This window comes from Paenibacillus guangzhouensis (genome assembly GCF_009363075.1).
GTDB lineage: Bacteria > Bacillota > Bacilli > Paenibacillales > Paenibacillaceae > Paenibacillus_K > Paenibacillus_K guangzhouensis.
Genome location: NZ_CP045293.1, coordinates 6,111,946 through 6,133,967 on the forward strand (window position 1 = coordinate 6,111,946; position 22,022 = coordinate 6,133,967).

Annotated in this window: 24 protein-coding genes; 15 read left to right on the forward strand and 9 right to left on the reverse strand. The window is 49.8% G+C overall.

Annotation, left to right across the window (positions count from 1 at the left end):
- Positions 1–41: 41 nt before the first annotated feature.
- The 6 genes from GCU39_RS27510 (at position 42) to GCU39_RS27535 (ending at position 7,392) form a co-directional block, all read left to right on the forward strand.
- Complete coding sequence (locus GCU39_RS27510; protein ID WP_152396390.1) at positions 42–1,253, forward strand: acetylornithine transaminase; 1,212 nt, start codon at positions 42–44, stop codon at positions 1,251–1,253.
- A 23-nt stretch (positions 1,254–1,276) separates the two neighbouring features.
- Complete coding sequence (argF, locus tag GCU39_RS27515) at positions 1,277–2,227, forward strand: ornithine carbamoyltransferase (RefSeq protein ID WP_152396391.1); 951 nt, start codon at positions 1,277–1,279, stop codon at positions 2,225–2,227.
- Positions 2,228–2,303: 76 nt separating this feature from the next.
- A complete protein-coding gene (locus GCU39_RS27520) occupies positions 2,304–3,542 on the forward strand; it encodes an argininosuccinate synthase (protein WP_152396392.1) in 1,239 nt (412 codons plus the stop codon).
- A gap of 303 nt (positions 3,543–3,845) precedes the next feature.
- Complete coding sequence (gene argH, locus GCU39_RS27525) at positions 3,846–5,261, forward strand: argininosuccinate lyase (protein ID WP_152396393.1); 1,416 nt, start codon at positions 3,846–3,848, stop codon at positions 5,259–5,261.
- A 173-nt stretch (positions 5,262–5,434) separates the two neighbouring features.
- Positions 5,435–6,139 (forward strand): PIG-L deacetylase family protein, encoded by a 705-nt coding sequence (locus tag GCU39_RS27530; protein WP_152396394.1) that lies wholly within the window; start codon positions 5,435–5,437, stop codon positions 6,137–6,139.
- 206 nt (positions 6,140–6,345) lie between these two features.
- The gene (locus GCU39_RS27535; protein WP_152396395.1) at positions 6,346–7,392 is read left to right on the forward strand and encodes a YeiH family protein; all 1,047 of its coding nucleotides are present in this window, start codon (positions 6,346–6,348) and stop codon (positions 7,390–7,392) included.
- A gap of 60 nt (positions 7,393–7,452) precedes the next feature.
- Here GCU39_RS27535 and GCU39_RS27540 read toward each other — a convergent pair whose 3' ends face one another.
- On the reverse strand, positions 7,453–8,472 hold the full coding sequence (locus GCU39_RS27540; RefSeq protein ID WP_152396396.1) for an NADH:flavin oxidoreductase/NADH oxidase: 1,020 nt from the start codon (positions 8,470–8,472) through the stop codon (positions 7,453–7,455).
- A gap of 188 nt (positions 8,473–8,660) precedes the next feature.
- Here GCU39_RS27540 and GCU39_RS27545 point away from each other — a divergent pair, with 188 nt between their 5' ends.
- Positions 8,661–9,005 (forward strand): winged helix-turn-helix transcriptional regulator, encoded by a 345-nt coding sequence (locus GCU39_RS27545; RefSeq protein ID WP_152396397.1) that lies wholly within the window; start codon positions 8,661–8,663, stop codon positions 9,003–9,005.
- A gap of 55 nt (positions 9,006–9,060) precedes the next feature.
- Here GCU39_RS27545 and GCU39_RS27550 read toward each other — a convergent pair whose 3' ends face one another.
- Positions 9,061–10,167 carry a TFIIB-type zinc ribbon-containing protein gene (locus tag GCU39_RS27550; RefSeq protein ID WP_152396398.1) on the reverse strand — a complete coding sequence of 369 codons (1,107 nt, stop codon included), beginning with the start codon at positions 10,165–10,167 and terminating at the stop codon, positions 9,061–9,063.
- Positions 10,168–10,177: 10 nt separating this feature from the next.
- Positions 10,178–11,248: an SPFH domain-containing protein gene (locus GCU39_RS27555; RefSeq protein WP_152396399.1), complete on the reverse strand. Its 1,071-nt coding sequence runs from the start codon at positions 11,246–11,248 to the stop codon at positions 10,178–10,180.
- A 187-nt stretch (positions 11,249–11,435) separates the two neighbouring features.
- Between GCU39_RS27555 and GCU39_RS27560 the strand changes: the two genes are divergently transcribed.
- The 3 genes from GCU39_RS27560 to GCU39_RS27570 all read left to right on the forward strand — a co-directional run bounded on the left by GCU39_RS27560 (position 11,436) and on the right by GCU39_RS27570 (position 13,251).
- Entirely contained in the window at positions 11,436–12,263 is an 828-nt protein-coding gene (locus tag GCU39_RS27560) for a TrmB family transcriptional regulator (protein ID WP_321575611.1), read from the forward strand.
- Positions 12,264–12,371: 108 nt separating this feature from the next.
- Positions 12,372–12,983 carry a DUF3990 domain-containing protein gene (locus GCU39_RS27565; RefSeq protein ID WP_152396400.1) on the forward strand — a complete coding sequence of 204 codons (612 nt, stop codon included), beginning with the start codon at positions 12,372–12,374 and terminating at the stop codon, positions 12,981–12,983.
- The gene (locus GCU39_RS27570) at positions 12,952–13,251 is read left to right on the forward strand and encodes a hypothetical protein (RefSeq protein ID WP_152396401.1); all 300 of its coding nucleotides are present in this window, start codon (positions 12,952–12,954) and stop codon (positions 13,249–13,251) included. The genes GCU39_RS27565 and GCU39_RS27570 overlap by 32 nt, the downstream gene beginning before the upstream one ends.
- Before the next feature lie 52 nt (positions 13,252–13,303).
- Here the strand turns inward: GCU39_RS27570 and GCU39_RS27575 are convergent, their stop codons facing one another.
- Both GCU39_RS27575 and mscL read right to left on the reverse strand, forming a co-directional pair.
- Positions 13,304–13,996, reverse strand: a complete 693-nt coding sequence (locus tag GCU39_RS27575) for an NUDIX hydrolase (protein ID WP_152396402.1) — start codon at positions 13,994–13,996, stop codon at positions 13,304–13,306.
- 27 nt (positions 13,997–14,023) lie between these two features.
- Positions 14,024–14,500 carry a large conductance mechanosensitive channel protein MscL gene (gene mscL / locus GCU39_RS27580; protein ID WP_152396403.1) on the reverse strand — a complete coding sequence of 159 codons (477 nt, stop codon included), beginning with the start codon at positions 14,498–14,500 and terminating at the stop codon, positions 14,024–14,026.
- Between the two features lie 186 nt (positions 14,501–14,686).
- Between mscL and GCU39_RS27585 the strand changes: the two genes are divergently transcribed.
- Together GCU39_RS27585 and GCU39_RS27590 are read left to right on the forward strand one after the other, a co-directional pair.
- A complete protein-coding gene (locus tag GCU39_RS27585; RefSeq protein ID WP_152396404.1) occupies positions 14,687–15,271 on the forward strand; it encodes a xanthine phosphoribosyltransferase in 585 nt (194 codons plus the stop codon).
- A 1-nt stretch (position 15,272) separates the two neighbouring features.
- Complete coding sequence (locus GCU39_RS27590; protein ID WP_152396405.1) at positions 15,273–16,574, forward strand: nucleobase:cation symporter-2 family protein; 1,302 nt, start codon at positions 15,273–15,275, stop codon at positions 16,572–16,574.
- 54 nt (positions 16,575–16,628) lie between these two features.
- Here the strand turns inward: GCU39_RS27590 and GCU39_RS27595 are convergent, their stop codons facing one another.
- The 4 genes from GCU39_RS27595 to GCU39_RS27610 form a co-directional block, all read right to left on the reverse strand.
- Positions 16,629–17,558, reverse strand: coding sequence for a diacylglycerol/lipid kinase family protein (locus tag GCU39_RS27595; protein WP_227793360.1), 930 nt, complete (start codon positions 17,556–17,558; stop codon positions 16,629–16,631).
- A gap of 159 nt (positions 17,559–17,717) precedes the next feature.
- Positions 17,718–17,996, reverse strand: a complete 279-nt coding sequence (locus tag GCU39_RS27600; RefSeq protein ID WP_152396406.1) for a transposase — start codon at positions 17,994–17,996, stop codon at positions 17,718–17,720.
- An 81-nt stretch (positions 17,997–18,077) separates the two neighbouring features.
- A complete protein-coding gene (locus tag GCU39_RS27605; protein ID WP_152396407.1) occupies positions 18,078–18,419 on the reverse strand; it encodes a hypothetical protein in 342 nt (113 codons plus the stop codon).
- 3 nt (positions 18,420–18,422) lie between these two features.
- Positions 18,423–19,610: an MFS transporter gene (locus tag GCU39_RS27610; protein ID WP_152396408.1), complete on the reverse strand. Its 1,188-nt coding sequence runs from the start codon at positions 19,608–19,610 to the stop codon at positions 18,423–18,425.
- A gap of 230 nt (positions 19,611–19,840) precedes the next feature.
- On the opposite strand from GCU39_RS27610, the gene GCU39_RS27615 reads away from it, so the two are divergent.
- From GCU39_RS27615 to GCU39_RS27625, 3 genes are all read left to right on the forward strand, one after another.
- Positions 19,841–20,761 (forward strand): ABC transporter ATP-binding protein, encoded by a 921-nt coding sequence (locus GCU39_RS27615; RefSeq protein WP_152396409.1) that lies wholly within the window; start codon positions 19,841–19,843, stop codon positions 20,759–20,761.
- On the forward strand, positions 20,761–21,507 hold the full coding sequence (locus GCU39_RS27620) for a DUF2705 family protein (protein ID WP_152396410.1): 747 nt from the start codon (positions 20,761–20,763) through the stop codon (positions 21,505–21,507). Before GCU39_RS27615 ends, GCU39_RS27620 begins: the two co-directional genes overlap by 1 nt.
- A 234-nt stretch (positions 21,508–21,741) precedes the next feature.
- The gene (locus tag GCU39_RS27625; protein WP_018754798.1) at positions 21,742–21,921 is read left to right on the forward strand and encodes a hypothetical protein; all 180 of its coding nucleotides are present in this window, start codon (positions 21,742–21,744) and stop codon (positions 21,919–21,921) included.
- Positions 21,922–22,022: the final 101 nt, after the last annotated feature.

Here is a 22,022-nt window from a genome sequence, read left to right on the forward strand (position 1 = left end):
GGCAATGACAAAGATAGGCGAATTGAGAGGAGGAATTCACGATGAGTGGAACACAGGAAAAAGGTCAAGGTCAGGTACAAAGCGCGTTATTCCCAACGTACGCAAGATTTCCGATTTCGTTAGTGAAAGGCGAAGGAAGTTATGTATGGGATGAGGAAGGCCGCAAATATCTTGATTTCACGAGCGGTATCGCCGTCAATGGTCTAGGGCATGCACCGAAGCAGGTGAAGGAGAAGCTCGTTTCCCAGTTAGACGAATTGTGGCATGTGTCGAATATTTATCAAATCCCGAATCAGGAAAAGGCAGCGCAGCTGCTGACAGCGAATAGCTGTGCAGACGCGGTGTTCTTCTGTAACTCCGGTGCGGAAGCGAATGAGGCAGCCATCAAACTAGCTCGTCGCTATCATCAGAAGGTGCTTGGGAATGGACGTTATGAGGTGATCACGTTCACGCAATCCTTCCATGGACGCACGCTAGCGACCTTAACGGCGACAGGACAGGATAAAGTGAAGGATGGCTACTTGCCGTTGCCGGAAGGCTTCAAGCATGTGCCGATGCATGATGAGAAAGCGCTCGAAGCTGCGATCGGAGAGCATACGTGCGCGATTATGCTGGAGCTGGTGCAAGCGGAAGGCGGCATCGTTCCTGTGGAACCATCGTTCGTGCAGCACATTGTGAAGCTGTGCAAAGAGCATAATCTCCTCTTAATCATTGATGAGGTTCAGACTGGAATCGGCCGTACAGGCAAATTGTTCGCTTATGAGCATTACGGTATCGAACCGGATATTTTCACGTTAGCCAAAGCGCTTGGTAGTGGATTCCCGGTTGGGGCGATGTTAGGCAAAGCTTATCTGCGTGATGCATTTACAGCAGGAAGCCATGCTTCCACCTTCGGCGGGACACCAATTGCGATGGCTGCCGTCATTGCGACGCTCGAGACAATTGTGAACGAGCGATTGTCGGAACACGCCGCAGATATGGGCGATTATTTAATGCAGCAGCTGCAAGAGAAGCTGGAAGGCAATACGTATGTGACCGGCATTCGCGGCAAAGGCTTGATTATCGGCATCGAGTGCATTGAACCGGCAGGTCCGATTATTGCGGAAGCGCAGCAGAAAGGACTACTGACAGTGGCCGCAGGCCCGAATGTGGTTCGGTTACTGCCGAATCTACTGGTCACACGCGAAGAGATTGATATTGCCGTTGGTGTATTGAATGACATATTAACCGCGAAGGCAGCGGTGAAACAATAGAATTTGTAGCAGGAGTGATAGATATGAGCACGACACAAGAGCTTGGCATTAACCTCAGAGGCCGGGATTTCCTCGGCCTTGGCGATTTTTCTTCTGAAGAAATTCGTTATCTGATCGATTTGGCGATTGAACTTAAGAAGAAGCAAAAGAATGGTGAAGTATATCAGCCGCTGAAAGGCAAAACGCTAGGTATGATCTTCGAGAAATCCTCCACACGTACGCGCGTGTCGTTCGAAGTCGGGATGTATCAACTTGGCGGGCAGGCGTTGTTCTTAAGCAAGAACGATATTCAAATGGGCCGCGGCGAGACGATTCATGATACGGCGAAGACGCTGTCCCGTTATTTGGACGGGATTATGATCCGTACGTTCGCGCATCGCACGATCATTGATTTGGCGCGTTATGCGACGGTTCCGGTGATTAACGCATTGACGGATCTCTCGCATCCATGCCAAGCGCTGGCGGATTACCAGACGATTCTGGAGCACAAGGGCAAGCTGGCAGGTCTGAAAATGGCTTATGTCGGTGATGGCAACAATATGGTGCATTCCTTGATGATTGGTGCAGCGAAGCTTGGCCTTCACATCTCTATCGCATCGCCTGCAGGTTATGACATGGACGAGACGATCATTCGTCAGGCGCAGGATATCGCGGCATCGACAGGATCGAAGATCGTGATCACGCGTGATCCGAAAGAAGCGGTTCAAGATGCGGACGTCATCTATACGGATGTATGGGCGAGCATGGGCTTTGAGTCGGAGCAGCAAGAGCGCGAAGCAGCATTCAAGGACTTCCAAGTCAATGAAGAGCTTGCGAAGCTTGCTAAGTCAGACTATCTCTTCATGCACTGCTTGCCAGCACACCGCGGAGAAGAAGTAAGTGCGGGTGTCATTGACGGCGAGAACTCGATTATTTTTGATCAAGCAGAAAATCGGCTGCATGCCCAGAAAGCGGTTATGGCGGCGATCCTATAGTATGTATGAGGTTCAAAAGATGATTTTTTGAACTACCTCTTATAGTAATTTGATGAGCAATGGGGGAGAATGGACAATGGCAAAAGAAAAAATCGTACTAGCCTATTCAGGCGGTCTTGATACATCAGTTATTCTGAAATGGTTAAAAGAAACATATGACGCGGAGATCATCGCATTTACGGCCGATATCGGTCAGAAGGATGAGCTCGATGGCTTGGAAGCGAAAGCCTTAGCGACAGGCGCTTCCAAAGTATACATTGATGATCTTACAGAAGAATTCGCAAAAGATTTCATCTTCCCGATGTTCCAATCGGGCGCGTTATATGAAGGGCAATATTTACTCGGCACGAGTATCGCTCGTCCGTTAATTGCGAAGCGTATGGTGGAGATTGCGCGCGCAGAGGGCGCGACGGCGATTGCACACGGTGCAACGGGTAAAGGAAATGACCAGGTGCGCTTCGAGCTTGCGGCAGCAGCGCTTGCGCCGGAGATCAAAGTGATCGCGCCTTGGCGTTCCGAAGAATTCCGCAACCAGTTCCCTGGTCGCGCGGAGATGATCGCATACGCAGAGAAGCATGGCATTCCAGTTCAAGCATCGGCAGCGAAGCCATACTCGACGGACCGTAACTTGCTGCATATCAGCTTCGAGAGCGGCATGCTGGAGGATCCTTGGTTCGATCCAAGCGCAGAAGAGAACAAAGATATGTACGTGCTTAGCGTGTCTCCTGAGGATGCGCCGGACCAAGCGGAGTACATTGAGCTGGAGTTCGAGCAAGGTGATTGCGTTGCAATCAATGGCGAGAAACTAAGCCCATTGCAAGTGATGGAGCAATTGAACGAAATCGGCGGCAAACACGGCATTGGACGTGTAGATATGGTCGAGAACCGTTTCGTCGGCATGAAGAGCCGCGGCGTCTATGAGACACCAGGCGGTACGATCTTGTTCACAGCACATCGCAAGATGGAATCCTTAACGATGGACCGTGATGTGATGCATTTGAGAGATTCCTTGATCTCCAAATATGCAACACTCGTATATAATGGCTTCTGGTTCGCGCCAGAGCGTCTAGCATTGCAAGCATTAGTTACTGAGAGTCAACGCAACGTATCGGGTACTGTTCGTCTGAAACTGTACAAAGGTAACGTGATTGGTGCCGGCGTGAAGAGCCCTGTGAGCTTGTACAATCCGGATATCGCGACGATGGAAGCCGATCCGACACAAGCGTATGACCAAGCGGATGCGACTGGATTTATCCGTCTGAATGCATTGCGTCTCAAAGTAGGCTCCGGCGTGGAGCAAAGCGCGAAGCGCTAAGATGGAGAGAGCGGAGGGTGTGGTGTTAGGTATGAACTGATTCGTCTTACAACGATGCAGCTGATGGAGAGCCGGCGGAGCACGGAGAGAAAGTTTGGAACTGGAGGAGCGAGAGCGTTCGCCTTTGTTTTTGGATTTCATCCCTAATCAATCTCAATCAAGAAATCCAAAAACAACAGCGACCGGAAGTCCAAAGTTTCTCGGAGTGTGGTAGAAGGAGACCGGGGATCGTATGCATGCGTGAGATGAATTGGTGAATGACGTTAGACCACACCCCTTCGCGAACGGAAGGGGATTACGAAGATGAGTAAACTATGGGGCGGCCGCTTCACGAAGCAGACCGATCAATTGGTAGAAGAATATACAGCCTCCATCATGTTCGACAAAGAACTGGCGGAGGAAGACATCCAAGGCAGCCTTGCACATGTCACGATGCTAGGTAAATGCGGCATCCTTCCGGAAGAGGACGTCGAGAAAATCCGTGAAGGCTTGCTGAAAGTACAAGGGATGATTCGCCGCGGCGAGATCGAATTCTCCGTCTCGGACGAAGATATCCATATGAATATCGAGAAGACGCTGATCGAAGAGATCGGTCCTGTCGGCGGTAAGCTGCACACGGGACGCAGCCGCAATGACCAAGTTGCGACGGACATGCACTTGTACCTGCGGAAGCGGGTTGTTGAGTTCGTAGGCTTACTAGGCAAATTGCAAGAAGCGTTATTGACGCAGGCCAAGGCAAATCTAAATACGATTGTGCCTGGCTATACACATCTGCAGCGGGCGCAGCCGATTCTGTTCGCGCATCATTTGATGGCGTATGTCTCCATGTTCGAACGCGATATTGAGCGTCTGCAAGACAGCTACAAGCGCATCAATGTACTGCCGCTCGGCGCAGGTGCGTTGGCAGGGACGACATTTGCAATCGATCGCCATTTCGTCGCGCAGCAGTTGAACTTCGACCGCGTCTACGAGAACAGCCTCGATGCGGTAAGCGACCGCGACTTCATCCTTGAGTTCTTAAGTAACGCATCGATGATCATGATGCATTTGTCGCGCTTCTGCGAAGAGCTCGTGCTCTGGTCGAGTACCGAGTTCCACTTCGTTGAACTCGATGATGCCTTCTGCACAGGCAGCAGCATTATGCCGCAGAAGAAGAACCCGGACGTGGCTGAACTGGTACGTGGTAAAACGGGACGTGTCTATGGCAACCTGTTCGGCTTGCTAACCGTCCTTAAATCATTGCCACTAGCTTATAACAAAGATATGCAAGAAGATAAAGAGGGGATGTTCGACACGGTTCGGACGCTGCAAGGCGCGCTGCAATTGTTCGCCCCAATGGTAGAGACGATGAAGGTCAACAAAGACCGGATGCGTCAAGCCGTGAACCAAGACTTCTCGAATGCGACGGATATCGCGGACTTCCTCGTGAACAAGGGTCTCCCATTCCGTCAAGCGCATGAAGTGATCGGGAAGACCGTATTGTACTGCATCCAGAACAACAAATACCTACTTGACCTAACACTCGATGAATTCAAGCAATTCTCAGCGTTGTTCGATGATCGCATCTACGAGGTATTGCAGCCGCAGCAAGTGGTGAATGCGCGTAACGTCTATGGCGGTACGGCAACAGTGCAAGTGGAAGCTGCAATTACGCGGGCTGAACAAGCTTTAGAGCAGACGGTTGCTTGGGTCGACGAGTATTCGACAAAATGCAAATAGAACGATCGATAAGACCGGAGGCGATAGCCTTCGGTTTTTTTGCCATGATTCAGTAAAATGTAAATACGTGAATCTCTTACAGAGAAGTTTTGATGCCAGTGTGATATAAGCGGTATAATGAAGGTGTCTTCAAATAAGAAATTTCAAGATATCCAGGGAGGGTGGAAATCAGAATGACAAATGCTAAAGTAGGATTTATCTATGCGCATCCAGACGATGAGACATTTGGTTGCGCTAGTCTTATAAGAGAGCTTGCCGATCAAGGCGGCGAGCCAGTACTGCTCTGCGCTACGCGCGGCGATGCGGGAAAGACTGGGCGATTAGGGGAAATGACCCGTGAAGAGCTTGCAGTACTGCGTGAACAAGAGCTGCGTACAGCCGGCGATATTATGGGGCTTTCGGTGATCCATCATTTGGGCTACCCCGACGGTAAATTGAAGGATGTTCCGAGAGCAGAACTTGTGGAACATATCGTGCACTTTATTCAATCCCATCAGCTAGCGGTTGTCGTCACATTCCCGGAAGATGGCGTGAGCGGTCATCTCGATCATATCGCCATTCATCATGCGACGAATGAAGCGATCTTCAGTGGACGCTGCCCAAGTGTGCAGAAGCTCTATTACAACGCGCCGTTTGAGGTTCGCAATTCGGGCGAAGGCGTAACGCTCAAGATCCAAGTGGAGCCGCATTGGAAGATGAAGGCCGCCGCACTACGCGCGCACCAGTCGCAGGTCTTTTCTGTGGAACGGGTATTCGGCGATTTGGAGCAGATGCCTAATCAGGCGTGGGCGAAGGAAGAGGTCTTCATGCTGGCATGGGAACGAGGGACGCATTGGCCGAAGAAGCAGGAAGCAACCATCTATGATGATTTGATCTAACCGATCATTGTTCGTTAGGGCAGCGTGAGCTGCCCTTTTTGTATAGTTACATTTCGATTCGTACTTACTCTCATCTCAATCATAAGTTTTACTAATGATACAAATAGCAGATCGGTATTTCACTTTACGTCAGCCGAAGCTTATAGTTGAACTGTAGATGAACGTTCAGCACGTGACATTAGTGAATGAGGCAGGGGGGACACAGCGTGGAACAGACACAAATACTTGCTGTGCAGCAAAAAAGGAAAATACCGTTCGGATGGCTGGCTGGGTTAGGATTAACATTTGTAATTGCTATCGTCGCAAAGTGGTTGTCGGCACTTCCGTTTCTAAATATTATGGGTCAGCTTGTGATTGCTTTGTTGATCGGGATGGTGATACGATCGATGATCGTCGTACCGGAACGTATCGCGGTTGGAACGAACTTCTCGAGTAAGAAGCTGCTTCGCTTCGGTATTATTCTACTCGGGATGCGGCTCAATCTTGTGGATCTCGTGCACGCCGGACCGAAGGTGCTGCTGCTGGCGGTGATTGTCATTATCTTCACGATACCGGTTGTCTATGGGCTTGCGCGTCTCTTCAAGGTAGAGCAGCGGTTAAGCCTTCTCACGGCATGCGGTTCCGCCATCTGCGGGGCAGCGGCTGTTGTAGCGATCGCGCCGCAGCTCAAGGCGAAGGAAGAAGAGACGGCGATTGCGGCAGCGGTCGTGGCGATTCTCGGGACGTTGTTTACGCTAACCTATACATTGTTGTATCCCATTCTCGGGCTCTCTGATTTAGGATATGGCGTATTCTCGGGAGCCACGCTCCATGAGATTGCCCATGTCATCGCGGCGGCGGCACCGGGAGGGAAAGCAGCGGTCGACCTTGCTGTCATCGAGAAATTGACGCGCGTTGCGCTGCTCGTACCGGTCGCGATCGGGATTGGCATTGCGGCGAATCGTCTCGAGCGTAAGCAGAGCGGGGACCAAGGGAAATTCGATTGGCGTTCGATTCCGATACCATGGTTCATCGTAGGGTTCCTTGCAGTGAGCGGCATTCATTCGCTCGGCATCATCCCGACGGGTGTGGCCGATTTCATCGTGGTTATCGCTTATATGCTGATCGCGATGGCAATGGCGGGGCTTGGGTTAAGCGTTGACTTCGGTGCATTCCGGCGCTTCGGGCTCAAATCGTTCGCAGCAGGTCTCATTGGTTCGATTCTGCTTGCTCTTCTAGGATTTGGATTGGTACATGTACTTCAGCTTGCATAATAGACGAAAAAAAGCGGAAATCCCGTCAGGGACTCCGCTTTCATCATATTCAGGGTGAGATTAATATCCTCTTACATATTGCTTCGGAGGTACCGCATCTTTCGATACGGCTTGCAACGCATGCAGCGCCCAGTAAGGATCGCGCAGCATACCGCGGCCTACCGCTACGAGGTCCGCATCGCCATTCGCTACCGTTGCTTCAGCAAGCTTAGGATCATCAAGTATACCTACGGCAATAACCGGAACTTGTAATGCTTCCTTGATCGTACGCGCCACTGGCACTTGGTACCCAGGATAGTTACCGGGCTTCTTGCTGCCTGCAGGTGCTTCGCCGCCTGTAGAGACATGGAAGAGGTCTACGCCAGCTTCTTGATATTGACGGGATACCTTGATCATATGATCGATATCATAACCACCATCCATGTACTCAATTGCCGAGATGCGCATGATAAGTGGCATATCGGCCGGGATCACGCTCTTAATCGCCTGGATGATCTCAACGCCGAATTTCGCGTAATCTTGACCGTATTCGTCCGTACGTTGATTAAGCGCAGGAGAGTGGAACTGATGGATGAGGTACCCATGTGCTCCATGGATCTCGATCGTATCCACGCCAGCTTCCACGGCACGACGCGCAGATTCCTTGAACTTCACGACCATGGCTTTCACTTCATCTGTTGTGAGGGCGCGAGGTGTCTTATCGTTCTCGGTTACTGGGATGGCTGAAGAGCTCACTGGAACGAGTGCATCGCCTGCTTTACGTCCCGCATGAGCGATTTGGATACCGATCTTGGAGCCGTATTTATGCACCTCATCAATGATTCGGCGATATGCTGGAATTTGTTCATCCGACCATAAACCTAGATCATAGTTGGAAATACGTCCATCAGGTTCAACATCCGTCATCTCCATAATGATAAGACCTGTACCGCCAACGGCACGGGAAACATAGTGAACGAAATGCCAGTCGGTCGGCGTACCGTCCATCGCTTCAACGGAATATTGGCACATCGGCGGCATCACGATTCTATTTTTCAATTCAAGGTTTTTCAATTTGTAGGGTGTAGATAAATGTGTCATGGTGTATCTCTCCTTTGGATCTATTGGAATTTGGAATATCGTTTGAACTTGCAGCTGCTGTAATTGAATTATAAGACCAACGACTTTAAAAAGGGAAGTAGTGATATTTTTTACATATAGTTTCCCTTAGGGAAGTATTGTGATATATTCAGGTAAAAGAGTGGAAAATTTATGAGGAGGGCGACAACTTGGATACATCAGAACACCTTATTTTAACCAAAGCTCCGTTCGGCAAAACATGTGCAATCGAGAAAACACTCGATGTGATCGGGACGAAATGGACGTTCTTAATCCTCCATGATTTGTTGATTGAAGGAACGATGCGGTTCAGCGATATTCTGAAGTCGATGGATGGCATTAGTCCGAAGACGCTGGCGCTCAGACTAAGAGAGCTAGAGCAGCACGGCCTGCTGATACGCACGGTGTACCCTGAAGTACCGCCGCGGGTGGAGTATACATTAACGCCCAAAGGAAAGCAGCTGGAGGGTGTATTCATAGAAATGAAACGGTTCGGATTAGGTTTGATCGATTGATCTACATGCAGCAAAAAAAGAACACGATGGGCGAACCCATGGTGTTCTTTGTCTTTTATGAAGCCGGTGCTTGCTGTGCGAATACGGAGAGCAGGATTAAGGCCACGAGGATGCAGAAAAGTGTGAAGAACGTAATCTTCCAGCCGCTGCGCGGGACTTTGCCGGATACCTTGCCTGTCTCGCCGTTCACCATGTAACGATAGGTTTTTTTCTTATACGTGTAGGTAGCGTTCCATAACGGTAGGAGGATATGTTTGTAGGTCTCGTTGTACGTTTTCGTCGAGATGCTAAGATGCCGTATTTCATCTCCTCCGATTTCTCCTCGGATTTCCTGCTCCAGCTGATCGTCCATCCGTGACGCAGCTTCATCCCAGCCTTCGCGAAGCGGGACGGTGTATCGTTCTGCGATAAATCCGCTCAAATATTCCGGCTGATAAGGAACGAGTTCCTTCAACCCGAAATCTTGGAACCGATCGAGCAGCTTCGAGTCGTGCTGATGAGACGCAGGGACGAGAATATCATCAAAAGAACGATCGTAATCGCCACTCGTCCAATGCCATACGGTGTACCGAACTTGCTCGGTGTACGTCTCCGTCTTGCCGTCGACGACACGCGTTCGTGTCTCTGTCCGATAATGGTAATCGCCTCGTTCGGCCGTATAGGAGGATTCGGTATCTGCATCGAAAGTCCAGAACGGGATGTAGATCCCGGAGACGTTAGATCGCGTATTTTGTTTTTTGAAGGCATTCGGCACGAACCATTTTTTCTTTTTCCATTGGAGAAAAGCGGCATTGGCTTCGTCTTTGGAAATATGAAACGGCATCAGCGATTCGGGACGAATTCCCGTTGGATCGCCCTGTGCTAGTACCTTCGGTGAACCGCAAAAGGCGCAGACAGCAGCGGTCTGTTCCGCGGGAATCAGCATCTGAGCGCTGCAATTCTCACATTTGACGACCTGCTGCTCGGTTCCCCAGTCCATACGCGAAGCGTCGGTATCATCGAGAAAATCCAGTTCGTATTCGTAGACCTTATCATCGTCCTGTTCAATAGGCGTCAGGGTGCCACAATAGCTGCATTTCATCTGTTGGCTCTCGGTGTCGAATGTCATCTGCGCCCCGCAGCTCTTGCATGGAAAACGGATCGGTGCTTCAGATACAGCCATGTCCTTCCCCCTATACTTTATTTCCGCAATTGGAACAGAATTTCACGCTGGAAGCGAGCGATTGACCGCATTCGGAGCAGAATTTCTTCTCTGGGCGCGGCGTTCCGCACTCGGGGCAGAACTTGTCGGTTGGCTTCATGCCATGACCGCAAGAGCCACAAGGTTCACTGCTAACGACAGTCGGAGCCGGCTGAGCCGGTTGTGGTTCGTTCGGTGCGCCGGACGGCGTATTCATGGCTTGCTGGAACATTTGCCCCATCGCCATGCCTGCGCCCATGCCTGCACCGGCACCGGCTAAGCCGTTGCCCGGGTTGTTCGCTGCATCTCGGATCGACTCTGCTGCTTGGAATTTCATATATTGATCCAAGTTGCCTGCGACATTCATGGAAGATTTCCGGTCAATCATGCGCTCAACCTCTTCCGGCAAGGAAATATTCTCAATGTAGAAGCCGGTCAAGCTGAGTCCGAACGGATTGATACGCGGCTCCAGCTTCTGCTGCGTTGCCGCGCTAAGCTCGTCGTAATGAAGGGCAAGATCCATGATCGGAATGCGCGATTCGGCGAGCAGATCGCTGACACCCGAGATAATGACGGAACGAAGATAACCGCCAATCTGATCAGGGCTGAAGGAAGACTGCGTGCCGAATATTTCTTTTAAGAAGAGGGCAGGGTCCTGCACGCGGAACGCATAGCTTCCGAATCCACGTAGGCGGACGGCGCCCAGATCCGCATCCCGCACGATAATCGGATTTTGGGTGCCCCATTTCTGATCGGTGAAATTCCGTGTATTCACGAAATAAACGTCGGCTTTGAATGGCGAATTGAAGCCGTATTTCCACGATTTCAGCGCAGTGAGTACGGGCATATTCTGCGTGCTAAGCGTATAGGTACCTGGACCGAACACATCGGCAATCTGTCCTTCATTTAAGAAGATAGCCGCTTGGGATTCGCGAACGATGAGCTTCGCTCCCATTTTGATCGCATTGTCATAGACAGGGAATTGGTGTACGACTTCATCGGTTTGATCGGTCCATTCGATGACCTCAATGAACTGGCCTTTAATAAACGAGAACAATCCCATGCTCCTACCTCCATTGAATGAATCTTGTATTTTGAAAAAATGAATCTATTGGCTCTGACGACGTAGTCGTTTCTTCCTATTATAACGAAATTAAACGCTGACGTACTACAAAATCTATCACTTTCGCTCGAACCTTGTCCGATATGATATAATTTCTTGGACATGGAACAGTTGGAGGCACATAAGGATGATGGAGCAGTTAGTACAACATTTAAAAGTGTTAGGTTTTACGGAGATGGAATCCAAAATGCTTATCGTGCTTGCGGAGCAAGGCTCGATGTCTGGCTACGAGGTAGCTAAGCGTCTTGGGGTATCCCGTTCGAATGTATATGCCGCGTTGCAGAAGCTCGTGGACCATGGGTTCGTGCTGTGCAGTAAAGGGGAGCCCACGCATTATACGGTGCTGCGTGTGGAGGAACTGACTCGTATGATTGGCGATCAATTGCAGAATTCGATCCGCCATGTGGAACAGTTGATGCCGAAGCAGTCGAATGATGTAACGGAGTTTTTTAGTCTAGATAGCGAGAAAAAAGTGATCGAGCGTGTACGGCAAGAGCTCGGACGAGCGCAGCAGGAGATCATTGTCGACGTGTGGGCCGAAGAAGCGACGCTCTTCCGGGAGGATCTGGAGCAGGCGGAGAAGCGCGGCGTCAAAGTCTTCTGGTCGGTTGTAGAGAGTCTAGAGGAGCATCGGCAACGGAGAATGCAGCTGCAGCTTCACTCTTCGTTAGAAGGGGATACAGCCAAGAGGGATCAACCCTATGGGCGTAAATTCTCGATCGTGATCGACCGCAAATGGAGCATGCTCGGTATGCGCGGGGAAGACATCCCGACGAAGGCGCTGGTGACGGAACACCCGGCGCTGCTGGAGCTGCTGCTCAACCATTTCGCACAAGAGTTGGTCCTGTTCGAAGTGGAGCATGAACTAAGTCCTGAGCTGCGTGAGCGGTTTGGAGCGAATTTTGAGGGGATTTATCGGAAGTATTTTCAGAGCGGTCTTGTGAATGTGAAGTAGGATGTTGCGTGATCAAAAGCCAACGATTAGGAAAATAAAGGAATATTGACCTCCTGTATGGAATATGGAACTACATGACGAGTTTTAGTTCAATCAGGAGGTTGCCGGATGAATATCATTACCCCGCAGCGGTTGTATCACGGTACGACGGATCAATATGTGCCGTCCTTTCAGAATAAGCTGCTAAATAGTCAGTATTGGCGTCCAGGACGCGATTTCGGAGAGGGATTCTATACGACGATCTCCGCAGCGCAAGCGAGAAGGTGGGCGCATAAAATGGCGCGGAGCTCCGTGCTCGGTCAAGTGCACGCATGCGTGCTTGAGATTGAGCTGCTCGCGATGCCGGCGGATATCGAACCGCGTATTTTCTTAAGCGATTCCATCGCTTGGGCCGAGTTCATTATGTCGCATCGCAAGGCGGATGTGAAGGGCCAGGACCCTTGTGCGCAGCACCCAGATATCATCATCGGACCGATGGCGGATAGTGACACTGGTAAAATCATGCAAGAAGCGATACAATTAAATAGAGACGTCCATTGGTTCTATGACCAAATTACGAGGTCGATGCGAGGCAGAAGACTAGATTCGCTATATTTGGGCAATCAAGTCGTATTTTCGTCAGAAAAATGGGAGTCATTTCTTCGTCTTGTTGGATATAATATTTATATAGGAGGAAGGTGGGTCTATCATGAAAACGCAAGTGCGACTGAACACTTATGAACGTGGGATTGTAAATGCATTGATGACAGGCTTTGGATTTACGGCAAGCGCAGCGCGTGAGCTGGTGGTTCAGTATATAAGCGTCATTCGCAAACTGGGCGGTTATGATCCCTGCCATGACCATGCCGAACGATTGGTTCAGGCGCGTCAACTCCAAGTCACGCCCGAAGCTTGGTTGGAGCGAATTCAGGCCATTGACCGTGAAGTCGCGAAGGACAAAGGCATTCCGCATCTCGAACGCAGCGAGCCGTACGCTCGCGTCAGATAATAAGAAACCCCGCAAGGGCCTAGGATTCAAGGGCCCTTGCGGGGTTTTGCTGTTAGAGCGCGAGTAGTGCTGTTAGCACGCGCTCGTAGTAGGCGTCGCCATGCGGCACGAAGTCCTGCCGCATCAGGCGCACGCTGCGCTCGGACATCGCAGGCACGTCATGGCCTGTGATGTCCGAGCTGCCCGCAGGGGCGAGCCGGCTCGGCCGCTCGCCCAGCGGAAACGCGAGGCCGCGCGCGTCGACCGACTCGCGCGCGCCCGCGAGCAGTTCAAGCATCTCGCGCAGCGATGCTTGGTAGAGCCCAGCCACTTCCGACGCCTGGAGGCGGTAGGAAGTGAGGGGTTGATCGCAGCGTACGCCGAATAGATGGCAGTACTCGCGATCCACGAAGGGAATACCGCGCACGTCGCCAGTATTCTCGTATTGGGCTGCCCCGAGCGAGGTCAGCGACTCGAACGCGACTGATAGGCCGAGTTCTTCTTCGAGCTCCCGCGCAGCTTGGCGCACGGTCTCCCCGGCAGTCAGATGACCTGCGGCCGTAATATCATAGCAGTTCGGGAACGTATCTTTCAGCGCGTTCCGCTGCTGGAACAAGACCTGACGGTCCGCACCTTCCCCGCTGACGATCCAGCAGTGGAAGGATTGATGCCAGTATCCTTTCGCATGCACTTCGGATCGTGGTGCCACACCGAGATGATTCATGGTCTCATCGTAGATATCGAAGAGCTCTTCGTCTTGTGCCATAGGGCTTGTCATGCGATTCGACGCTCCTTAGACGCCTGTTGAAGGCTCCGTCTTCGTGAGTTGCGATGTGCAGTGACCACAGCGGGTAGCTTGTACCGGAATCGAAGAATAGCAATACGGGCAGTCCTTCGTTGTAGGCTCAGCAGCCACTTCTTCTTTCTTCTGTTCACGCTTCAGCATATTAATCCCCTTCACCAGCATGAAGACGCAGAAGGCGATAATGAGGAACTCAATAATGACGTTGATAAATTGTCCGTATGCAATGACAGGGATGTTCTCTGCTTTGACTTGCGCTAAAGTTCTCCCATTCGTACCATCCGCTAGCGGAATATACAGATCCTTAAAGTCAACAGCCCCAAGCAATCGCCCGATTGGAGGCATGACGACATCATTAACCACCGAAGTTACAATTTTACCGAATGCTCCCCCAATGATAACCCCGACGGCAAGATCAATGACATTTCCGCGGACGGCAAATTCTCTAAACTCTTTCATGATTTTCATCGAATACAATCTCTCCTTTACCCATACGTGCTAATACCAATATTAACATTATAGGGTGTAATTGATTTGTTTAAAACCTGGGAATCCTAAAATAACCGTCAAAAACCGAACGAAATGACTTTCGCCATGTCGAATTATGCGGTATACTTCTACTTTATAGCGAATTAATTAATGGGAGGAACCATTGTGAAATTACTGCGTGATAAAGTCATCTCGGATGGCATCGTACTCAATAATCAAGTGTTGAAAGTAGACTCATTCTTGAATCATCAGATGGATCCTGTGCTCATGCAAGAGATGGGCAAGGAATTCGCGCGATTGTTCGCCGAGAATGGTGTGACCAAAGTATTGACGATTGAATCCTCAGGTATTGCACCTGCGATTATGACGGCACTAGAGCTGCATGTTCCGTTGATTTTTGCCCGTAAGCAGAAATCATTGACGCTTCGTGAGGATATCTTCACGGAGAAAGTCTATTCCTTTACGAAGCAAGAGACGAACGAAGTGACCGTGTCCAAAAAATTCATCCATGCTACCGATCGCGTGCTGATCATTGATGATTTCTTGGCGAACGGCGAAGCGGCATTTGGTCTGGCACGTATCGTGGAGCAAGCCGGTGCGAGCGTTGCGGGAATTGGCATCGTGATCGAGAAGGCATTCCAACCAGGCGGGAAGAACCTCATCGAAGCAGGTTATCGCTTGGAATCTCTCGTTCGCATTGCCGGACTCGAGAATGGACAAGTCCAGTTCGTAGAAGAGGATGAAGCGTAACATGCAACTCCATCGTCATCCGCTCAAGACGTTATCTCTTGGGTTTCAACATGTGTTAGCCATGTACGCAGGCGCCGTCATCGTACCGCTTATTGTAGCGGGTAATCTCGGGATGAGTCAAACGGAGCTCACGTATTTGGTAGGAATTGATCTATTAATGTGCGGTGTGGCGACACTACTGCAACTATGGAATAATCGGTTTTTTGGGATCGGACTGCCTGTTGTGCTGGGTTGTGCGTTCCAAGCGGTTGCACCCATGATTACCATTGGCAAACAGTTCGGCGTATCCGCAATTTATGGCGCGATTATCGCTTCAGGTTTGTTCGTCGTCCTTTTCTCAGGGCTATTCGGGAAGTTAATTCGATTCTTCCCGCCAGTCGTAACCGGATCGGTGGTCACGACGATTGGGGTTACGCTGATTCCAGTTGCTCTAACGGATTTAGGCGGCGGACAAGGGGCTGAGGATTTCGGAAGCATAGAGAACTTATTGCTAGGCTTTGGCGTCCTTATCGTCATTATTCTGATCAATCGGTTCTCGGGCGGATTTATGCGCGCCATTTCGATCTTGTTAGGGCTTGTACTGGGTACAGTCGCTGCTGGATTTATGGGTAAAGTCGACTTGCATCCGGTGCTTGACGCGAGCTGGCTACATCCCATTAAGCCGTTCTATTTCGGTACGCCTAAGTTCGAGCTGTCCGCGATTGTGACGATGATTATTGTTGCTATTGTGAGTGTGGCGGAGTCGACAGGGGTGTTTATGGCCTTAGGCAAAATTATGGATCGAGAGATTACGTCGAAGGATTTGGCCAAAGGATACCGTGCAGAGGGACTCGCGATTATGCTCGGCGGGATCTTTAATGCATTCCCATACACGACGTATTCACAGAACGTTGGCCTGATTCAAATGAGCCGTGTGAAGACGCGGGATGTGATCGTGACAGCAGGGGGAATACTCGTCCTGCTCGGATTCGTACCGAAGATCGCTGCGATGACGACAATCGTGCCGACGTCTGTGCTTGGCGGCGCGATGATCGCAATGTTCGGGATGGTCGTATCTTCCGGGATTCGGATGCTCGGTTCGTCGGTCGATTTGAACAACCACGAGAATTTACTTATCATCGCCTGTTCCGTTGGTATGGGGCTTGGCGTTACCGTAGTGCCGAATTTATTTCATGCGCTTCCCGACTGGTTGAATATTCTAACCGGGAATGGGATCGTAGCTGGAACCTTTACGGCGATTTCGTTGAATATCCTATTTCACGTCCTTCGGCGGAGTAAGCCGGCAGAGACAGAAGAAGTATAAGAAACCCCTCCTTGCATCGATGCGAGGAGGGGTTTTTATAACCACTGAATTGATCTATCCTTGTGCCGTCATCAAACGAAGAGCCCCAGGATGAATCTCAGCCGTAAGCGGCGTTACAGCGACCTGTTCACCGTCCCCGAATCCGATACGCTGCAGCTCGGATTGAATCTCCACCTTGGAAGCGCGAAGCATTGTGACGAATGGCAGCTTCGTATGCCGACCGAAGAGGATCGTAGGGAATAGTCGTAACAACTGCCATTTCGTGCAGCGATGCACGACGCAGATATCTAATGCACCGTCGTCTGTATGCGCTTCCGGACAGATTCGGAGTCCGCCGCCATACGAAGTCGTATTCGTAACGGCGACGAGCCAAGCTTCGTTGAATGTCTGCGCTGTGCTGCCGTCTACGCTTAACTCAAGCCGAGCGGGTTGATAGCGGAACAACGTCTGTAGGACGCCGATAATATAAGCGAGCCGACCGATGCCGAGCCGGTTGCACCAGGCCTTATAGCCGCTCGCGTTCACCGCGTTCGCGACTTCCGCGTCGAACCCGACCGCGAGCGCCGTTAGCGTCCGCTCGCCGCCGGCCGTGCCGATCAGGTCGATGCTGCGCATGCGCCCTGATAATGCTACATCCAGCGCCGCCAGCGGCTTGCGCGGGATGCCGAACCCCCGCGCGGTATCGTTCCCCGATCCCGCAGGGATAACCGCGAGCGGAATGCCGCTCGCGGAGAGCAGCGGCACGATGCTGTGAATCGTGCCGTCGCCTCCGAGCACCGCCACCAGCGTAGGCGGCTGCTCGGCAATCGCATCGCGCACGCACTGCTGGGCCTGTGCCGCGCTAGAGGTGATGGCGTAGCGATAGGGGACGCCTCGAGCCTTCAGGATAGGCTCGATCTCGCCCCATACGCGTCCGCCTGCACCGTTGCCAGCTAGTTCATTGATGATGAAGAAATACAAGAATAATCGCTCCCCAGTTGTCATGTCTTGAGATCATTATAGGAACTGACCTCAGAACGCGCAATCAGAATCTATGCAGAACGCACAAAACGCCTCCCGTCTTAAGGAGGCGTTGCTTATTGCTTTTCCATATAAGAGTGTTTAATGTTTCACTGCTCTTATATTTTCTGAAGATATATTTTTTTATTTATCCGATTGATCTTGATGAAGTCGCGGGTGAACTTGTTTCTTCTGATTTTCGATTTCATCTTTTTTGGGCACTAGCCGCGGATCTGTCGTGCCCTCATGGTGATTACTGAACATATACTCTTTAAGTTCCCATTCCGTTGTACCTAGAATGACATTAGCCGGGAAGGTCTGTCCGCGATGGAGATGCTCTTCTTGTCCCAATTCATTCGTATAGATACCATCAACTTCAACCCGTTCGTGCGAGACGGGGTTCATATCTTTCTCCTTGCCCATGCCACTAGCCCCTTTCAATCAACTTATCCTTAACGTTCCCAGCCGATTGCACAGCTATGCATTGGACAGACTTATACCCAATTACATCAATCGCAGCCCGCATGACGGACAATCAATATGCTTGTCCGTCACGGCGACGTGGCAGGCAGGACAAGTATCCTCGAAGGGGCCAAGCTCCTTGGCCTTTCGTGCAGCTTCCAGGGCTCGTGCTTCATCTTCTTCCTTTTGCTTTTCCGATGCCTGCGAACCGCCGCCGAATAAGGCTTCCACATACTTCTTAATTTCTGAATGTTTGTCTGAGTCGTCCGTTGTCGATTTAATAATGAGAAAGAAAATGATAAGAATGATAACAACGATAGCGATGGAGAGCGTCGTTCCAATCCAATTCACCGTATCGCTATAGAGCGGAGCTTGCTCAGACATGAATTACTTCCCCCTTGACGGCTCGTCTGTAATCAATCGAAACGGAAAGAATACATAGAAGAGGGCAATGAGCCCGAATAAGATAGAACTAATGAAGACAACCTGCTGCGTGCTCATGATGGAAGCTAGAAAACCGCCAAGTACCGGACCGATCATGACGCCAATCCCTTCGACCGTCGAGAATATCCCCCAACCGAGGCCTTGCTGTGCAGGCGGAACATATTGTGCCAGCAGCGCATTCCATGCTGGAAGCACAGCCGCGTAGGAGATCCCGAGTACGATCGCCCATACGTAGGCCATACCAAGGCTAGGGCCTTGGGAGATGGAGAACAACGCAAAGGCAAAGATTAGGAATCCCAGCACGAGGAACCATTTCTTGCCGAACCGATCGGATAGCTTGCCCATCGGAATCAATCCAATGACCGTACAAGCGCCGCCGAAGAGGAGCAGCAGTGTATATTCTGTATTGGTCAGACGCAGCGACTCTTCGGCGAAGCTCGGTAAGATGGGTACGATCATACTCGCTCCGGTTGTCTGGAGAATCATACCCGGCAGCAGCGGTTTCATGGCCTTTAGCCGCTCTTTCAAGATGCTGAGCTGTTCGCGAAAGGGAATAGCTCTCACTTGATTGACTTTTTTATTCGTCATGAATAGAGACAGCACCCATGCGAGGACAGAGAGTGCGACCAGCATCCAATAAGTCAGAATCGGATAATGTTCGATGACAAGGTTACAGACGACAGGACCGAGCCCCATACCGACGAGCCAAATCGTATAGAGAAAGCCCATTTGCGTCGCGCGGTTCTCCTCTGTCACTTTGGTTAGACAGACAATCCAGATGGGAGAGATGCCAATCCCGTACAAAGCCGAAGCTAGAACGAACACCCATGCGGTATGCGCATATTGGAAGAGGAACATCCCTGCGCAGGTAATGAGCAGACCCGTGTGAACAATGAAGCGGATCGAGAATCGATCCAGCAAATAACCGATAACCGATTTAAGCACCGTATCCGTCAAATAATGAGCCGTCACGGCTACACCGATCATCGCAACAGGAATGAAGAGGATGTTCTTACCGTAAATCGGAATGAAGCTGATGAGTGCCGCACCGCGAACGAACTCAACAAGGAATAGAATGGTGGCGAGTAAGCTCATTTCAAGTCCCATGGACAGTTTATTCATTTTCAGCATTTCTTCAAGAATCTCCTTTAAATGATGCAGCGCATAGCAGTTATATCCAACAACCTTAATATACACGATGGGCGTTCAAATGAAAAATAATCAATCATTACATAAATGTAAGGTTTCCACCTTTTTCTGAAAGGTAAATCGGTGTTTAGAATCGAATTGAAACTTTATACTTGAAATTATGAAGTGCATGGTTCATGCAAGGTAAATTGATTAAAGCGAGGTCGACATACATGTCTAATGATAATATTGTGGTTCAGCTCGAACATGTAACCAAAGTAATTGGAGGGAAGACCATTATTAACGATCTGTCATTTTCCGTTGAGCGCGGGGAAGTTTACGGATTTCTTGGTCCGAATGGCTCCGGGAAAACGACGACGATCCGTATGATGCTCGGACTCATCTCGATGACGAAAGGTGAAATCTACATCGAAGGACACAGTGTGCGCAAAGAGCGTTCAAAGGCTGTATCTTACGTTGGCGCGATTGTAGAGAATCCGGAGCTGTACAAATATATGACGGGCTACAAAAATTTGATTCATTTTGCGCGAATGAGTGCAACGCCAGTGAGCAAAGAACGGATTCAAGAAATTGTGAAGCTGGTTGATCTAGAGAAAGCAATCCATCAGAAAGTGAAGACCTATTCGTTAGGCATGCGTCAACGCTTGGGGATTGCACAAGCGCTTCTCCATGATCCATCTATTCTCATTTTGGATGAACCGACGAATGGATTAGATCCGGCAGGGATTCATGAATTGCGTGATTACTTGCGTAAGTTGGCTTCCGAAGAGAACATTGCGGTTGTCGTCTCCAGTCACTTGTTATCCGAGATCGAATTGATGTGTGACCGTGTTGTCATTATCCAGAATGGCCAATATGTTGATGAGCGTACGATTAAAGGTGTCGATCTGACACATCAGAAGCAGCCGGTTGCGATTGAAGTGGACGACCGCGTGCTTACGAAGCAGCTCCTTGAACCTTACGACATTATCAATATCGAACAGAATATTGTTGTCGTTAATTTAGAGAAGGGCCAGATACCTGATGTGATCGCATTGCTTGCTGAGCATCATGTACGGATCTATCAGGTGGCGACGCAGAAAGAATCGCTCGAAGATATGTTCTTGTCGCTCACCAAAGGAGGAGACCGTTAATGTTTATGAAGTTATTTCAGAATGAATGGATGAAGATGAACAGCAAGAGACAAGGATTATACTTCAACCTGTTCATCATCGTAATGATGGGCGGAATTGGGCTGGTCATTAAGCTCTTCGTTAAAGGTGCTTCAGAAGAGATGGATGCGTATACGTTTTTGTCTTTACTGTCTCAAATGATGCCGATGATCATTATGCTGTTCGGGGTTGTCATCGGGGCGCAGATTGTTACAGATGAATTTAAGGATGGCACGATTAAACAGCTATTGATCCGTCCAGCGAGTCGAGCTTCCGTCCTCATGTCCAAATACGTTGCAGCGATTGTGATGTTCTTGTTGACATATGTCGTGATGATCGTCGCAGGATTTGCGATTGGTGCCGTATTTTTTGGCATAGGTGAAGGTTCCATTGTTGATCAGATTGTCTCCATATCGTATGGCATACCTTTCTCGATCTTCTTGCTTACGGTATCCTTTGCAGCTGGCGTGTTCACGACAAGCCTTGGGTTATCCATCGGAATTGGACTCTTCATTAATATCTTCAGTAGCATGTTCGGCTTAATGGCTGGCAGTAAAGAATGGTCCAAATACGTCGTGTTGAAATATACAAGTCTTGCGCCTTATGCGAATGGGGCAGTGGACTCATTAGGCGTGAATATGTGGTTCGCCTTGACCATCACGATTCTTACGATTGCTCTCTTCGCTATTTTGAGCATCGTTCGATTCAGAACAAGAGAAATTAATTAATTTAGATTAAATTTATAATCGCTGTCCGCCCTTATGGGACGAGGGCAGCGATTTTTACTTGTATTATTCAATAAATGGAATTTTTATAATCCACTGTAAACTTGGCAAGGTTATGATATAATATTCGTTAGGAGGGTTTTTCCAATAATAAACGTAATATGTGGAAAACGGTGAATCTTTTCGGCGTTCTCTAAAACGGAGCATGGTCTACAAAGCTTTGGGAGGGAATTTTTCATGGCAACGAAGGGACACAATGAAGTAAGGGAAAGCATTAAAGAAATGGCTCGTATTTTCCGACCTAAAGATCCTCGTAAGTTTGTGAAAGAATATATCCGAAAGTACCATATTATGGGAGGCTACGAAGAAGAGCTGACCACGATTGTTGAACATGAATTGGTAAAACTACAGTCTTAATCAAATACAAACCGCTTGCGCGAATGAAAAAACATTCGTACAGGCGGTTTTTTTTGTGAAATTTGCATATACCTATATAATGTAAATTTCGATTTTGGGTT

Excerpts from the sequence above, each read along its gene's own strand:
- argH (WP_152396393.1), top strand. The coding sequence starts at position 3,846 with ATGAGTAAACTATGGGGCGGCCGCTTCACGAAGCAGACCGATCAATTG.
- GCU39_RS27625 (WP_018754798.1), top strand. The coding sequence starts at position 21,742 with ATGGCAACGAAGGGACACAATGAAGTAAGGGAAAGCATTAAAGAAATG.
- GCU39_RS27595 (WP_227793360.1), bottom strand. The coding sequence starts at position 17,558 with ATGACAACTGGGGAGCGATTATTCTTGTATTTCTTCATCATCAATGAA.
- argF (WP_152396391.1), top strand. The coding sequence starts at position 1,277 with ATGAGCACGACACAAGAGCTTGGCATTAACCTCAGAGGCCGGGATTTC.
- GCU39_RS27570 (WP_152396401.1), top strand. The coding sequence starts at position 12,952 with ATGAAAACGCAAGTGCGACTGAACACTTATGAACGTGGGATTGTAAAT.
- GCU39_RS27555 (WP_152396399.1), bottom strand. The coding sequence starts at position 11,248 with ATGGGATTGTTCTCGTTTATTAAAGGCCAGTTCATTGAGGTCATCGAA.
- GCU39_RS27565 (WP_152396400.1), top strand. The coding sequence starts at position 12,372 with ATGAATATCATTACCCCGCAGCGGTTGTATCACGGTACGACGGATCAA.
- GCU39_RS27510 (WP_152396390.1), top strand. The coding sequence starts at position 42 with ATGAGTGGAACACAGGAAAAAGGTCAAGGTCAGGTACAAAGCGCGTTA.
- GCU39_RS27520 (WP_152396392.1), top strand. The coding sequence starts at position 2,304 with ATGGCAAAAGAAAAAATCGTACTAGCCTATTCAGGCGGTCTTGATACA.
- GCU39_RS27575 (WP_152396402.1), bottom strand. The coding sequence starts at position 13,996 with ATGGCACAAGACGAAGAGCTCTTCGATATCTACGATGAGACCATGAAT.
- GCU39_RS27600 (WP_152396406.1), bottom strand. The coding sequence starts at position 17,996 with ATGGGCAAGGAGAAAGATATGAACCCCGTCTCGCACGAACGGGTTGAA.
- GCU39_RS27540 (WP_152396396.1), bottom strand. The coding sequence starts at position 8,472 with ATGACACATTTATCTACACCCTACAAATTGAAAAACCTTGAATTGAAA.
- GCU39_RS27590 (WP_152396405.1), top strand. The coding sequence starts at position 15,273 with ATGCAACTCCATCGTCATCCGCTCAAGACGTTATCTCTTGGGTTTCAA.
- GCU39_RS27615 (WP_152396409.1), top strand. The coding sequence starts at position 19,841 with ATGTCTAATGATAATATTGTGGTTCAGCTCGAACATGTAACCAAAGTA.
- GCU39_RS27560 (WP_321575611.1), top strand. The coding sequence starts at position 11,436 with ATGATGGAGCAGTTAGTACAACATTTAAAAGTGTTAGGTTTTACGGAG.
- GCU39_RS27610 (WP_152396408.1), bottom strand. The coding sequence starts at position 19,610 with ATGCTGAAAATGAATAAACTGTCCATGGGACTTGAAATGAGCTTACTC.
- GCU39_RS27605 (WP_152396407.1), bottom strand. The coding sequence starts at position 18,419 with ATGTCTGAGCAAGCTCCGCTCTATAGCGATACGGTGAATTGGATTGGA.
- GCU39_RS27620 (WP_152396410.1), top strand. The coding sequence starts at position 20,761 with ATGTTTATGAAGTTATTTCAGAATGAATGGATGAAGATGAACAGCAAG.
- GCU39_RS27550 (WP_152396398.1), bottom strand. The coding sequence starts at position 10,167 with ATGGCTGTATCTGAAGCACCGATCCGTTTTCCATGCAAGAGCTGCGGG.
- GCU39_RS27530 (WP_152396394.1), top strand. The coding sequence starts at position 5,435 with ATGACAAATGCTAAAGTAGGATTTATCTATGCGCATCCAGACGATGAG.
- mscL (WP_152396403.1), bottom strand. The coding sequence starts at position 14,500 with ATGAAAATCATGAAAGAGTTTAGAGAATTTGCCGTCCGCGGAAATGTC.